Annotated in this window: 13 protein-coding genes; 4 read left to right on the plus strand and 9 right to left on the minus strand. The window is 60.2% G+C overall.

What is annotated here, in order from left to right:
• From NW841_RS08610 to pflB, 3 genes are all read right to left on the minus strand, one after another.
• Positions 1-437, minus strand: a 437-nt coding sequence (locus NW841_RS08610; protein ID WP_414386098.1) for a 4Fe-4S cluster-binding domain-containing protein, incomplete at its 3' end; no start/stop codon positions are given.
• A 143-nt stretch (positions 438-580) separates the two neighbouring features.
• On the minus strand, positions 581-958 hold the full coding sequence (locus tag NW841_RS08615) for a pentapeptide repeat-containing protein (protein WP_414386099.1): 378 nt from the start codon (positions 956-958) through the stop codon (positions 581-583).
• Positions 959-1,033: 75 nt separating this feature from the next.
• Positions 1,034-3,340, minus strand: coding sequence for a formate C-acetyltransferase (gene pflB, locus NW841_RS08620; protein ID WP_414386100.1), 2,307 nt, complete (start codon positions 3,338-3,340; stop codon positions 1,034-1,036).
• Between the two features lie 397 nt (positions 3,341-3,737).
• Here pflB and NW841_RS08625 point away from each other — a divergent pair, with 397 nt between their 5' ends.
• Complete coding sequence (locus NW841_RS08625) at positions 3,738-4,790, plus strand: VOC family protein (protein ID WP_414386101.1); 1,053 nt, start codon at positions 3,738-3,740, stop codon at positions 4,788-4,790.
• A gap of 75 nt (positions 4,791-4,865) precedes the next feature.
• On the opposite strand, the gene NW841_RS08630 is transcribed toward NW841_RS08625, so the two are convergent.
• The gene (locus NW841_RS08630; protein WP_414363948.1) at positions 4,866-5,231 is read right to left on the minus strand and encodes a response regulator; all 366 of its coding nucleotides are present in this window, start codon (positions 5,229-5,231) and stop codon (positions 4,866-4,868) included.
• Between the two features lie 330 nt (positions 5,232-5,561).
• On the minus strand, positions 5,562-6,494 hold the full coding sequence (locus tag NW841_RS08635; RefSeq protein WP_414386102.1) for an NAD(P)H-dependent glycerol-3-phosphate dehydrogenase: 933 nt from the start codon (positions 6,492-6,494) through the stop codon (positions 5,562-5,564).
• Positions 6,495-6,630: 136 nt separating this feature from the next.
• Here NW841_RS08635 and NW841_RS08640 point away from each other — a divergent pair, with 136 nt between their 5' ends.
• Together NW841_RS08640 and gcvH are read left to right on the plus strand one after the other, a co-directional pair.
• A complete protein-coding gene (locus NW841_RS08640) occupies positions 6,631-7,536 on the plus strand; it encodes an alpha/beta fold hydrolase (protein ID WP_414363950.1) in 906 nt (301 codons plus the stop codon).
• Positions 7,537-7,632: 96 nt separating this feature from the next.
• On the plus strand, positions 7,633-8,022 hold the full coding sequence (gene gcvH, locus NW841_RS08645; protein WP_414363951.1) for a glycine cleavage system protein GcvH: 390 nt from the start codon (positions 7,633-7,635) through the stop codon (positions 8,020-8,022).
• 3 nt (positions 8,023-8,025) lie between these two features.
• On the opposite strand, the gene NW841_RS08650 is transcribed toward gcvH, so the two are convergent.
• The 3 genes from NW841_RS08650 to NW841_RS08660 all read right to left on the minus strand — a co-directional run bounded on the left by NW841_RS08650 (position 8,026) and on the right by NW841_RS08660 (position 11,414).
• Entirely contained in the window at positions 8,026-8,922 is an 897-nt protein-coding gene (locus NW841_RS08650) for a diguanylate cyclase (RefSeq protein WP_414386103.1), read from the minus strand.
• Positions 8,923-9,051: 129 nt separating this feature from the next.
• Positions 9,052-9,999, minus strand: a complete 948-nt coding sequence (locus NW841_RS08655) for a UDP-glucuronic acid decarboxylase family protein (protein ID WP_414372273.1) — start codon at positions 9,997-9,999, stop codon at positions 9,052-9,054.
• Positions 9,996-11,414, minus strand: coding sequence for a UDP-glucose dehydrogenase family protein (locus tag NW841_RS08660; protein WP_414386104.1), 1,419 nt, complete (start codon positions 11,412-11,414; stop codon positions 9,996-9,998). The genes NW841_RS08655 and NW841_RS08660 overlap by 4 nt, the downstream gene beginning before the upstream one ends.
• A gap of 145 nt (positions 11,415-11,559) precedes the next feature.
• Between NW841_RS08660 and NW841_RS08665 the strand changes: the two genes are divergently transcribed.
• Positions 11,560-12,471, plus strand: coding sequence for a cation diffusion facilitator family transporter (locus tag NW841_RS08665; protein WP_414386105.1), 912 nt, complete (start codon positions 11,560-11,562; stop codon positions 12,469-12,471).
• A gap of 76 nt (positions 12,472-12,547) precedes the next feature.
• Here NW841_RS08665 and NW841_RS08670 read toward each other — a convergent pair whose 3' ends face one another.
• Complete coding sequence (locus NW841_RS08670; RefSeq protein WP_414386106.1) at positions 12,548-13,636, minus strand: metallophosphoesterase family protein; 1,089 nt, start codon at positions 13,634-13,636, stop codon at positions 12,548-12,550.
• Positions 13,637-13,852: the final 216 nt, after the last annotated feature.

Below are 13,852 nucleotides of genomic sequence, written 5' to 3' on the forward strand. Positions count from 1 at the left end.
TTGCGATAGAGCTCCGGCAGATAGGACTTGATATCGAGCAACACCAAATCCGTATGGGCCAAAACCGGCTTGGCCACTCCCAAGGGCGCATAGCCGGAAGTGTCCAGCGCCGTGTGCAAGTCCAGCTCGTGGCAGCGGCGGAAAATCTCGGCCACAAAGTTGGGTTGCATTAACGGTTCCCCCCCGCTGGCCGTGACTCCCCCACCCTTGAGGTAGTAATTGCGGCAGCGCTGGATCTCCGCCATGAGGGAGTCCACCGTCACCACCTGGCCGGCATTGGGATCCCGACAGTCGGGATTGTGGCAGTACAGACAGCGCAGAGGACAGCCCTGTAGGAAGATGACAAAGCGGATCCCTGGCCCATCCACCGTGCCACAGGTCTCGACCGAGTGAATGCGGCCGGTTATCGGCGTCAAGGGCTTGAGCGGGGTATCCATACTTCTATCCTCAATGGCTTTTGCAAAATATCAATTAATCTTGAGGTTTTCTTCCCAATTGCTGGCCATGTTGTGCACATCACGGTTTGGACTTTACCCAGACTGTGTTTTTCTTAACGGTTGAAAACCAATGGAAAGATCTCCTACTGGGAGACCTCCGCCGAGAGGTTGTGCAGGCGATGGGCTTTGGGATCAAAGCCCGCCGGGAAATGGGTATAGGCATCGCAATCGGCGTGATCCAGCAAAGCCCCCTCCAAGAGGGCACCGCGGAAATTGCTGCCAAAAAGCAGACATCCCCGCAGGTCGGCTTTGGATAGGTTGGCGCCGCTCAAATCGGCAAAGCTGAGATCGCACCCCCGCAGGTTGGCGCCTGCCAGGTTGGCGCCGCTGAAATCGGCATAGCGCAGGTCGGCACCGGCTAGGTGGATCCCTTGTAGGTCGGCCTGGGGCAGCTCGATCTCCTGGAAATCTCGCCGTCCCGCCGCGTAGTCTCTAACCAAATCCCCAACGCTATAGTTCATTGAACCTCCTTGCTTGGGGAGGGGGGATCCTTCACCCGGCTAGGGGCAGCCTTCCGGGATCCCCCGCCCCCTCGTTTAGAAGTGTTGATGGAAGGTGCGGTTAATCACATCCAGTTGCTGCTCGCGGGTAAGCTTGATGAAGTTCACCGCGTAGCCGGAAACCCGGATGGTGAGCTGCGGGTAGAGCTCTGGGTGCTCCATGGCCTGCAGCAAGGTCTCGCGGTTGAGGACATTCACGTTGAGGTGAAAGCCGCCATCCCGCATGTAGCCGTCCAGCAGCCCCACCAGGTTGGCAACCCGCTCCTCGGCCGTGCGACCCAGGGCCGCCGGCACGATGGAGAAGGTGTTGGAGATGCCATCCAGCGCGTCGTCGTAGGGCAGCTTGGCCACGGAGGCCAGCGACGCCACCGCTCCCTTGGTGTCGCGGCCATGCATGGGGTTGGCCCCCGGCGCAAAGGGCTCGCCAGCCCGCCGCCCATCGGGGGTGTTGCCGGTTTTCTTTCCGTAGACCACGTTGGAGGTGATGGTGAGAATGGACTGGGTGGGGATAGCGTTGCGGTAGGTTTTGTGCTTGCGCAGCTCCGCCATGAAGGTCTGCACCAATTGCACCGCAATCTGGTCAACCCGGTCGTCGTTGTTGCCATATTTGGGGAAGTCGCCCTCCACCGCGTAGTCCACCACCAGGCCGCGCTCGTCCCGGATTGCGCGCACCCGCGCGTACTGGATGGCCGAGAGGGAATCCGCCACCACCGATAGGCCAGCCAGGCCAAAGGCCATCGTGCGCACGATGTCGCGGTCGTGCAGGGCCATCTCCAGGCGCTCGTAGCAGTACTTGTCGTGCATGTAGTGGATGATGTTCATGGTGTTGACGTAGGTCTTGGCCAGCCAGGCCATCATCTGCACCAGGCGCGGCCACACCTCGTCGTACTCCAACACCTCAGAGGTGATGGGGGCATAGGCCGGGGCCACCTGCTCACCGGAGATCTCATCCCGACCGCCATTGATGGCATAGAGTAGGCACTTGGCCAGGTTTACCCGCGCCCCAAAAAACTGCATCTGCTTGCCAATGCGCATGGCCGATACGCAGCAGGCGATGCCGTAGTCATCCCCCCAGTAGGGGCGCATCAGGTCGTCGTTTTCGTACTGGATGGAGCTGGTTTCGATGGAGACCTTGGCGCAGTAGCGCTTGAAGGCTTCCGGCAGCCGCTCCGACCAGAGCACCGTTAGGTTGGGCTCCGGCGCCGGCCCCAGGTTGTAGAGGGTGTGCAGCATGCGGAAGCTGGTCTTGGTGACCAGAGGTCGCCCATCCAGCCCCATGCCGCCAATGCACTCAGTTACCCAGGTGGGATCGCCGCTGAAGAGCTCGTTGTACTCCGGCGTGCGCAAAAACCTGACCATGCGCAGCTTCATGACAAAGTGGTCGATGAGCTCCTGGGCCTCTTCTTCGGTGAGGATCCCGGCCTGCAGATCCCGCTCGATGTAGATGTCTAGGAACGTGGAGACCCGCCCCAGGGACATGGCGGCGCCGTTTTGCTCTTTGACCGCTGCCAGGTAGGCTAGGTACAGCCACTGGATGGCTTCGCGGGCGTTGGCTGCCGGACGGCCCAGGTCAAAGCCGTAGCTGGCCCCCATTTCCTTGAGCTCGTGCAGGGCTTTGATCTGCTCTGAGAGCTCCTCCCGCAGGCGGATGGTCTCTTCATCCATCGTGTCCAGGTCGAGGCTGGCTTTTTGCGCCTCCTTGTCTTCAATCAGCCGATCCACCCCGTAGAGAGGTACCCGCCGGTAATCACCGATGATGCGGCCCCGCCCATAGGCGTCCGGCAAGCCGGTGATGATGCCAGAGCGGCGGCAGCGGCGCATCTCCTCCGTGTAGGCGTCGAAGACCCCGTCATTGTGGGTCTTGCGGTATTTGGTAAAGATCTCCTTAACCTTTGGATCCAGCTCGTAGCCGTAGGCCTTGAGGGCCGTCTCTACCAGGCGGATGCCGCCAAAGGGCAGGATGGCCCGCTTCAGGGGCTTGTCTGTCTGCAGACCTACAATTTGCTCCAGCTCCCGGTCGATATAGCCCGGCGGGTGGCTGGTGATGCTGGAAGGAAGGTCGGTGTCGGCATCCAAAACCCCCCGCTCCCGCTCCAGCGCCATCAAATCCTTAACCTTGGCCCACAGCCGTTGGGTGCGCTCGGTGGCCGGCGCCAAAAAGCTTTCATCCCCGGTGTAGGGAGTGTAATTGCGCTGAATAAAATCTCGGACATCGATGCAGCGCTGCCACCGTCCCGGCAGAAAATCTCTCGCAACTGCTTGATCAGATACTTTGCGTTCTGTATTTTTTTCGGCCTTCGATTCTGTAGACAAAGCTACAGAACGCTGCGCGCTCGCTATCATAACAATCCTCCCAACTATGACGCCTGACAACTCCGCCAATAGGCTGACAATAGGGCAAGGCGGCGCCCCAGCAACTGCCAAAAGCTACAACAATCTTTGCAAAAGAGAGGGCCTGGTGACTGACTTGAGGGAGAGCTTTTAGCAACTCTGCTGTTTCTTTTTTTGGATGTTGGCCATACACCTCGCCCACTTCAATTTTAGTCCTTTGCCCTGCGAAGATGTTTTTGTGGGCGCATTTTTAAGCGTGTTTTTAATGTTGTCTTAAGGGTTTGCTGGAAAGGGTTTTGACCTTTTCCCTTGCCAAAGGGCCAGCCTATGCTGGGTTAGGGCGGCCCCGGTTACCTGTTGCCGGGAAAACACCAGAACACCTGGCGTTCGCGTTAGCCGTGCGCTTTCTATGAACCAGTCCATTCGAATTGTCCAAGGGATCCATCACCTGCACTTCTACCTTTGGGATCTGCCCCGTTGGCGGGAACACTTTTGTCGGGTTTGGGGCTTCCGACTGGAAAGCGAGGCCGGCAACACCCTGGATCTGCGGCAGGGATCCCTGCGCGTGCGCCTGTCTCAGCCGGCACGGGCGGGGGACGAGGTGGATCGCTATTTGCAGCAGCATTCGCCGGGGGTGGTGGATGTGGCTTTGGCGGTGGGGGAGCAGGAGCTACCGGCCTTGGCGGAGCTGTTGCGGGGGCGAGGCGCCCCAGTGGAATGGATCCCGGCAGCAGCGGCGCTCTGCCTCCACACCCCCTACGGGATCCGGCATTCTCTCGTCCCCGGCCCCTCCAACGTCACCCCTGCGGAAGCAGGCCTGTTCTCCCATTGGGATCACGTGGTGTTGAACGTGGAGCAGGGATCCCTGCAGGCGGCAGCCGACTGGTATGGCCAGGTGCTGGGCTGGCGGCATCTGTACCGTTACAGCATCCACACCGACACCTCTGGCCTGGAAAGCGTGGTGGTAGGGGATCCAGAAGCCGGGATCCAATGGGCCATCAACGAACCCACCTGCGCCGCTTCTCAGATTCAGGAGTTTTTGGATGCCCATGGTGGCCCGGGCATTCAGCACGCGGCGCTGCACAGCCCGGATATCGTTGCCAGCCTGCGGCGGTTGCGGCAGGGGGGAGTGGACTTTTTGCAGGTGCCGCCGCAGTACTACACCAGCCTGGAAAGGGAGTTGGGGTTGGCGCTCCGTTCCGCCCTTGGACAGGCCATCTCCTGGCAAGACCTGGTGGAGCAGCAGATCCTTCTGGATGCCACCCTGCCCGCCTCTGATGGCCAGGATCGTCCCCTTCTGCTGCAAACATTTACCCAACCTCTATTTGGCCGGCCCACCTTTTTCTTCGAAGTGATCCAGCGAGTGGGCGGAGCCGCGGGCTTTGGCGAAGCCAATTTTCAAGCCCTGTTCGAGGCCCTGGAGCGGCAACAGCGGCAGCGACAACAGGCGTTGATCCCCTAGCTACAGCCGGCAGGGATCCGGAAAACTTTTCTCGGTTCCCTGGAAGTCTTATCCCAGGGGTAAATGGCTAAAAGTTTAGAGCAGTTGGGCAGCGATTGCTTTCAACAGGTGGTTTTGGTCGATGGGCTTGGTTAGATAGGCATTAGAGCCGAGCCGCAGCCCTTCTTCCATGTCTTCTCGGCTGGTTTTCGAGGAGAGAAAGACAAAGGGGATGTGGGCAGTGAACTGATCCCATCTCACGGCATCGAGCACCCCGTAGCCGTTTAGCTTGGGCATGACCACATCGCACAACACCAAATCCGGCAGGAGGGCGCGCACCATCTGTAATCCTTCCTCTCCGTCGCTGGCCGCAACAGTGTCGTACCCAGCTCGTTGCAACACCTTCTGCAAATAGGTGCGGATAGCGGGTTCGTCTTCAATCACCAAGATGCGTTTGGACATGTGGCTTCGCAAACAAGCAAACAAGAGACCCCCCAACTCCTGGGGCTGGCTGTCGGCTTCCCGGAACAATCGAGAGCCGAGTTGATGCGGGAACGAACAGGGAAGCTATGGAGGCAGCATAGAAAAACTCTGAGGAAAAAAACTCCGCCAAATAGCTCATTCTGGTACCCCAACCCTCTGCAAAAATCCTGATGCGCTGCAGAACCCCTTTCCTCATCCGCGGATTTGCGGCTATGGTCATTTCAAATAGCTTCAAATAGCAATGAAACGTTTCTCTACCTACGTCTAGCCCCCCCTCTCCCTCAGGGAGAGGAGCGGGGGGTGAGGGTCTTATTCCGAGGTGAGTTGTCGCTCCATCAGCCTGGCTAGGGCAGCAGGGGGGGTGGTCTGTCCTTGCAACAACAGATGCACCTCCTGGGTGATAGGCACCCGGATGTTATGCTGGGCGGCAATCTTGACCACGACGGGGGCGGTGTAAACCCCTTCGGCAGTGCCCTCGATTTCGGCCAGAACCTGGGACAAAGGCCTGCCTTGACCCAAGCCGTAGCCTACGCGGTAGTTGCGGCTCAAAGGACTGTGACAGGTGGCCAGCAGATCCCCTAGCCCTGAGAGGCCGTTGAAGGTCTCAGGCCGCGCCCCCAAGTGGGATCCCACCCGGATCATCTCTGCCAGGCCGCGGGTGACCAGGGCAGCCCGAGCATTGGTGCCCAGTTGCAGTGCATCGCACACCCCCACGGCGATGGCGATAACATTTTTCAGGATGCCCCCCAGCTCCACCCCCAAGGGATCGCTGCTGGTGTAGAGGCGAAAGCGTTCCGAAGCCAGGGCATGCTGTACCTGCATAGCTGCCCAGGACTGCCGGCTGGCCACCACCGCCGCTGCCGGCAAGCCCTGACGGATTTCCGCCGCAAGGTTGGGCCCCGAAAGCACCACCAGAGGCTGCTCTGGGAAAGTGGCCCCCCAAATTTGGGCAGGGGTCAGAAGCTGCAGCGGATCCAGCCCTTTGGTGGCCGAGACCACAATCGCTTGGGGAGGGATCCCCACCTGGCGCACCGCTTCCACCACAGGGCGCACCCCCGCCATGGAGACTGCCGAGATAAGGATTTGGGATCCCTGGAGCACCTCTTTGAGATCCAGATCCTTGCGCCGATCCCAAAGCTGCACTCGGTGCCCCTGGGCCTGGGCCAGTAGAGCCAGCGTACTTCCCCAGGCTCCCGCCCCTAGAATGGCGATCTTCTGGGGGGATGTTGTGTTAGTTTTCATCCGACCTTTGCAGCCGCCGCTTCTCTCCCAGGATGCCTTTTGCAGACGCCTCCGGAAAACTCCCCGCTAGCAAGAGAGCGACAAAGGTTAGTATGGGTGGATACCAAATCATGGGTTCGGCCTGAGAGCAGACGACATGACAGAAGCAGGGATCCGACGCCTTCCCTCTGAAGTAGCCGCTAAGATGGGGAGCTGGCAGCACGGCTATGCCCTGACCAATGGTATTCAACTGCACTACGTCACCCAGGGGGAAGGGGAGCTGGCGATCTTGTTGCATGGTTTCCCGGAGTTTTGGTATTCCTGGCGGCACCAGATCCCAGTGTTGGCGCAGCGGTTTCGCGTCGTGGCCCCCGATCTACGCGGCTACAATGACTCTGATAAGCCGGATCACGGCTACGACCTAGATACCCTCACGGCGGACGTCCGCGGCCTCCTGGATCACTTTGGGGCTAAGAGGGCGGTAGTGGTGGCCCACGACTGGGGAGGAGCCATTGCCTGGCACTGGGCGCAATTTTTCCCCGACGAGATCCGCAAGCTGGCCGTTCTCAATTCCCCTCACCCGGCTTGCTTTCGGCGGGAGTTCTTGACCAACCTAGATCAGATGCGCCGCAGTTGGTACCTGTTCTTTTTTCAGTTGCCTTGGCTGCCGGAGTGGGTGCTCCAGTGGAACTTGGGCGATTGGGTGCAGCGCATCTTCCAAGAAACCTCGGTGCGCAAGAGTGCCTTCACCCGACATGACCTGAAGATCTACCAAGAGGCTCTCGCCAAACCCAAGGTGCTCACCTCTGCCCTTAACTACTACCGCCACTTGTTTAGCCTGCCCACTCTGCAGAACCTGTTTTTACAGCCTCTGCGGCAGATCCTCGCCCCCACCCTACTCATTTGGGGAGAGGAAGACTTTGCCCTCAGCCGCGAGCTGACCGAGGGAATGGATCCCTTTTTCCCCAACGGCATTCGCAAAGAATACATCCCCGAGTGCGGCCACTGGGCACAGCAGGAGGCGCCGCAAACCGTGAATCGGCTGCTGATGGAGTTCCTCTAGTTAGGTGTCAAGCCTAGGGGATCCCCTTGGGAGAGCTTTACCAGCTTCAGGGGTTCACCCTAGAATAATCCACTGAATTCTAGCGGGGGAAACGGCATGGCCCTGGAGTATCCACCCCATCTGCGCTATGTGGACACCCACGAGTACATCCGCGTTGAGGATGACCTTGCGGTGATTGGGATCACGGCTTATGCCGTCGATCAGCTTGGCGACATCGTTTTCGTCGGCCTGCCGGAGGAAGGAACAGAGATTGAAAAGGGCGAGAGCTTTGGTTCGGTGGAATCCGTTAAGGCCGTGGAGGATCTCTATGCCCCTGTTTCGGGGGAAGTGGTGGCGGTGAACAAAGCAGTGGTGGACAGCCCGGAGAGCATTGCCGACGATCCCTACGGGGATGGCTGGCTGATCAAGGTGCGCATGACCAACCCGGAGGATCTCGACGACACGATGAGCGCCGAGGCCTATGCCAGCTTGGTGGAGGGATCCTGAACCCTACAGCAACACCTCCCGGTTGCCCCCCTGCGTTTTGGCCTGGTAGAGGGCCTGGTCGGCTGCCTCTAGGAAGCTGGGTGCAGAGGTTTCTGCTGGAAGCCGGAGCAAAGAGGCGACACCAATGCTACAGGTGAGGTGAATTCCCCCCTGCAGGGGAAGGGATTCGATGGCCTGCTGTAGGCGCCTGGCCAACTGCAGGATCTGAGAGTCCGGGATCCCGCGCACCAAGAGGGCAAATTCATCGCCCCCTAGGCGGGCCAGCAAGTCCTCGCCGCGAACTTGAGCCTGCAGTTGTTGGGCCACCTGGATCAGGGCTTGATCCCCGGCCAAGTGCCCCCAGCGATCGTTGATGAGCTTGAAGTTGTCTAGATCCAGGTAGAGCAAGTGGAGGGGAAGGCGATGGCGCAGGGCAAAGGGGATTTCCCGCTCGAGGTGTTCTAGGAAAAAACGACGGTTGTGGAGGCTGGTGAGTGGGTCGTAGAGGGCAGCGGCGGCCATCTGGGAAAAGAAAGCCTCCTCCAGCCGGTCATAGTAGGCAAACTGTAGGAGGCTATTGCCCACCTGGATGCGATCCCTATCCGCCAGAACCCGGCAAGTTACCCGTTCCCCGTTGACATAGGTGCCGTTGAGGCTGCCTAGATCCGTGAGGAGATAGCTTTCCCCTTCCTTCCCCAGCTGGCAGTGCTGCCGAGAGATGGTGTAGTCAGAAAGCTGAACGTCGGCTTGGGGGCTGCGCCCCACTACTACTGTCTCCCCTAGGCGGAAAGTCCTGCCCCTGTCGGATCCCTGGAGCACCGTCAAAAAAGCGCCCACCGGTTCCCTCTCTGCTTCCAGCCCGCAGCTTTCTAAGGGCACGAGGGTGGTCGGTTCTTCCAGAGAGAGAGGAGAAGTGTCCATGGCCCTAGGGATCCCCTGCTTAGGCTAACATCCCTTCTCCGTATTTGTATCGTAGTATGTAACAACCTTGAGGCCCTCTACTCACCTCTAGAAGTGGCCAGTGGCCTGGGAACTCCAGGGGGCATTCTCCTACGCCAGCCCCAGGCGGCGGCGGAAGTAGGGGATGGTTAGCTCCAAGCCGACGGACAAAGGGATCTGCGGCTCCCAGCCCAGCAGGGCGCGGGCTTTGCTGATGTCGGGCCGGCGCTGCTTGGGATCGTCGGTTGGCAGGGGGCGGTGGACAATGGGAGAAGAGCTGCCAGTGAGGGCCAAGACCTGCTGGGCCAACTCTAGGATGGTGAACTCCTGCGGGTTGCCCAGGTTTAAGGGGCCGGGGTGGGCGCTGTTCATTAGGCGCACCAAGCCCTCGATGAGGTCAGCGATGTAGCAGAAGCTGCGGGTCTGGGATCCATCTCCATAGACGGTGAGGGGATCCCCGCGCAGGGCCTGGACGATGAAGTTGCTGACCACGCGGCCATCGTCTTCCCGCATGGCCGGGCCATAGGTGTTGAAGATGCGGGCCACGCGGACCTCCGTCTGGTGTTGCCGCTGCCAATCAAAAGTTAGGGTTTCGGCCAGGCGCTTGGACTCGTCGTAGCAGGCCCGCGGGCCGATGGGGTTGACATGGCCCCAGTAGTCCTCTGGCTGGGGGTGCACCTGGGGATCCCCGTACACCTCCGAGGTGGAAGCCAGGAGGAAGCGGGCCCCGGTTTTTTGAGCCAGCTCCAGCAGGTGGTAGGTGCCCCAGACACTGGTGCGGATGGTGCGGATGGGATCCGCCTGGTAGTGGGGCGGCGAGGCGGGGCAGGCCAGGTGGTAGATTTGCTCGATCCCAGCTTTTTCCAGCTCCGGCGGCAGCGGCTCGGCCACATCGTGCCACAGCAAGGTAAAGGCGGGGTTGTCGCGGTGGGCCTGCACGTTCTCCTCCCGCCCCGTGTAGCCGTTGTCGAGGCAGATAACTGCGTGGCCCTCCTGCAGAAGGCGGCTGACCAGATGGGAGCCAATAAATCCCAGACCACCCGTTACCAGAATCTTCACCAGCCCACTCCAATTAAGGTGATGCCCGCCTGTTGAACGGCCTGCCGATCTAAGCAATTGCGGCCATCAATCAGCAAAGGCCGCCGCATCAGCTCGGCAAGGCGCCGGTAATCCAGCGACAAAAACTCCGGCCACTCCGTCACCAGCACCAGGGCATCGCAATCCTGGGCCAGGCGGAATACATCCGTTTCCACCACCACATGGGCCAGGCCCTCCCGCATCCCCGAAGCCGAGACAATGGGATCATACGCCTTCACCTTGGCTCCCAGGCGGTGGAGCTGCTCGATCAACGTCAGAGAGGGCGCATCCCGCAGGTCATCGGTGTGGGGCTTAAAGGTGAGGCCCAAAAGGCCAATGGTCTTGCCCTTGAGCACCTTGAGGGCCTGCTGCAGCTTTTCCACCAGGCGCTGCCGCTGCTCGCGGTTGACCTCGACAGTAGCCCGCAACAGCTTGGCCTCATAGCCGTAGTCAGCAGCTGTTTGAATGAGAGCTGACAGATCCTTGGGGAAGCAGCTCCCTCCCCAGCCTATACCGGCGTTGAGGAAGGCGCGGCCAATGCGCTTATCGAGGCCGATCCCTTCGGCCACTTGGGTGATGTCGGCGCCGGTGCGCTCGCAGATGTTGGCAATCTCGTTGATGAAGCTAATCTTGGTGGCCAAGAAGGCGTTGGCGGCATATTTGATCATCTCGGCGGAGGCCAGGTCGGTGACCAGCAAGGGCACGGGATCCCCGCCCAAGCCCTGTTGGCGGCTGAGGATGGGCTCGTAAAGCTGCCGCAGGATCTCGATGGCGCGGGGGCTGTTGGAGCCAATCACGATGCGATCCGGGTAGAAGGTATCCTGGATGGCGCTGCCCTCTCGCAAAAACTCGGGGTTGCTGACCACGTCGAAGGGCGGCACACAGGGAGACTTGTCCAGGGTGGCCAGGGAGGAGGGGGTGGGATCCCCTCCAGCCAGGGCCATCTGTTGGCTGCTTAGACGTTGCTGGACAGCCTCGGCGGCGCCGTCGAGGATGAGCATACGCACCCAGTCGCCGGAACCAATGGGGACGGTAGACTTGTTGACAATAACCCGGTAGCGGTCGTCCAGGTGCTGGCCGATCTCCCGCGCCACGGCCTCCACGTAGCGCAGATCCGGCTCGCCGCTGGGCAAAGCTGGGGTGCCCACGGCAATAAAAATCACCTCGCTGGCTTTCACCGCCAGGCCCAGGTCGGTGGTAAAGTGCAGCCGGCCGGCCTCGGTGCCTCCCCGCACCAGCTCTTCCAGCCCAGGCTCGTAGATGGGCAGGTGGCCCCGCTGCAAGTTTTCGATTTTGACGGGGTTGTTGTCTACACAGATAACGCTATGGCCCAGGTGAGCCAGACAGGCGCCGGTTACCAACCCCACATAGCCAGCTCCCACAACCGCCACGTCCATAGCCCGCTTCCCCCTCGCGTCGATGCTTGGTTCTAAAATACCCCGCCGACCGGGATCCCCTATCCTCAAGGGGAGGAAAGACAGCCTTGAACCCAAGCCGGTGGCAAAATAAAGCAGAACCGGTTTTCTTCTGAGCCTTTGAGCGGTGAGTTTCCCCGATTCTGCTGCCATAGCCGCTCGCCGTCAGCACCAGGTACAGAGGGTGCTCTATGTTACCCTGGGGCTCAATCTTTTGGTGTTTTTGGTCAAGCTGGGGCTGGGCCTAGCGACGGGATCCCTGAGCTTGGTGGCCGATGCCCTGCACAGCTCCGCCGATAGCGCCAGCAACATTCTTGCCCTGCTGGCGGCCCGCTTTTCCTCGCCAGAGCCGGATGAGGAGCACCCCTACGGCCACAGCAAGTTTGAGGCCATCGGTGCCATGGGGATCGCCGCTTTTCTGGGGATGGCCAGCTTTGAGATCCTCAGCGCAGCAGTGGGACGGTTTTTTAAGCCCCAGCCGCCGCTGCAGGTCGATGGACTGACCCTAACCCTAATGGTGGGGGTACTGGGGATCAACCTCTTCGTGGCCTTCTATGAACGTTCCTGGGGCAAGGCTTTGTCCAGCTCGCTGCTCTTGGCCGATGCCCGCCATACCCTCAGCGATGTTTGGGTAACCCTGACGGTGCTGCTGGGACTGGCCGGGATCCACTACTGGGGGATCCCCTGGCTGGATCAGGTGCTGGCGGTGCCGGTGGGGCTGCTGGTGTTCTGGAGCGGCTGGGAAGTGTTACAAGAGAATCTCCCTTTCCTCACCGACCGGGTAGCCATTCCGCCTGAGACCTTGCGGGAGCTGGTTCTCAGCCTGCCCGGCGTCCTCGACTGCCACGATATCACCTCCCGCGGCATCCCAGGCCAGATGATCTTTATCGAAATGCATATGGTGGTGGAGCCGCTGGACGTGGAGTCGGCCCACCGCATCACCGAAGCGGTGGAGCAACTGCTGCAGGAGCGCTACGGGCCGGTGCGAGTCACCATCCACCTGGAACCCTACTCCCACATTGAGGGATCCCAACCCTAGGAATGTTTCCGAAAGAACAAACGGTATCGCTTCGCCAACTGCCAAATCCTGCAAAGGCCATTCTTTGCCCTGGTTCCTAAGAAATAGAAAAACCCCGAGGCAGCAAATGGAGCTGCGCCTGATTATCGGGTGGGCAGCGAAAACAACGGCTAAATCGCTCCAGGAATCGACCTGCCGGCTGTGGGAAGTCTGGAAAAGCGAGGTCTGGATCCCCGGCAGCTACCCCTGCCCAAAAGTGGCGCAATTGTGGGGCCAAGGCTTGGGCCTGCTCCAGGGGCAAATGCAGCGGCGCAGAGGTTAAAAACTTAACCACCACCGGTTCGCTGCGCTGACCCATCCACTCCCGCGAGAACGCCTGCAAATCGGGCCAATCGGGCAGGGATCCCACCCGGTAGCTTTGGATGTGGACGTGGATCCCGGTCTCGTGATCCAGTCGGATCTCGACAAGGCGGTAGGGATGGGGAAAACTGACCAAAGAGCCGGTGGTAATGTCGTAAACCCCCCCTCGCCGGGCGATGTGCTGAATGTGCAAATGTCCGGTGAACACCAGTTGCACCCCGTAAGCTTGCAGCAGCCGCCGCAATTGAGAGGCATTCTCCAGCATGTAGCGACGGCCCCAGGGGTGGAGGGACTGCCCGCGCAGATGCTCGACCACGTTGTGGTGCACCATCAGCAGCACCAGCTCCTCTTCGGCTGCTGCCAATTCCTTTTCCAGCCAGGTCAGTTGTTCCGAAGTTAGACACCCCACCAACTGGCCCTGAGCATCAAAGTGGTTGGAATTGAGGCCGATCAAACGGATCCCTGGCTGCAACAGGCGGCTGTAATCCAAAGACCGCCCGTCCTCATAGCCAAAAGCTTGGTAGTAGCGGGGAAACTCTGGCAATGCCTCAAGCTGGGGCACATCGTGATTGCCGGGCACCACAAAAGCTGGGAAAGGTAAACGGGCCAGACGCTCCGCCAACCAGGCGTGGTTTTCTGGCTCTCCATGCTGGGTCAGATCCCCCGGCAGCAGCAAAAAATCCAAGGGCAACTGCACCAGGTGTTGCAAAACCTGCTCCAGAGCCGGGATGCTCACCTCCACCAAATGAAACCGGTTGGGATGATCCCAAAGGGTGGAAGGAACAGTGATGTGGGGATCGCTGATCACAGCAAAGCGAATTTGCACAGGTCATCCCGCCTCTGGCCGTCTACAGCTATGATAGCCAAGCCCTTCACACCCTCTTCACAGGCTTCTCCTTGGGATGGGGGGCCAACCCCTAAAGCTGTGTTAAGATTTTGCGTAATTTCAGGGGAGCTGGCGCCTTTCAGCTAGAAACCGCAGGAGCCCCGCCCTGTACCCCCGTATACGGGGGGAGGGGGGCCGGTCAGGGTCGGGAGGAAT

The sequence above is a fragment of the Synechococcus sp. H60.3 genome (assembly GCF_047462295.1).
In the GTDB taxonomy this organism is placed as follows: domain Bacteria; phylum Cyanobacteriota; class Cyanobacteriia; order Thermostichales; family Thermostichaceae; genus Thermostichus.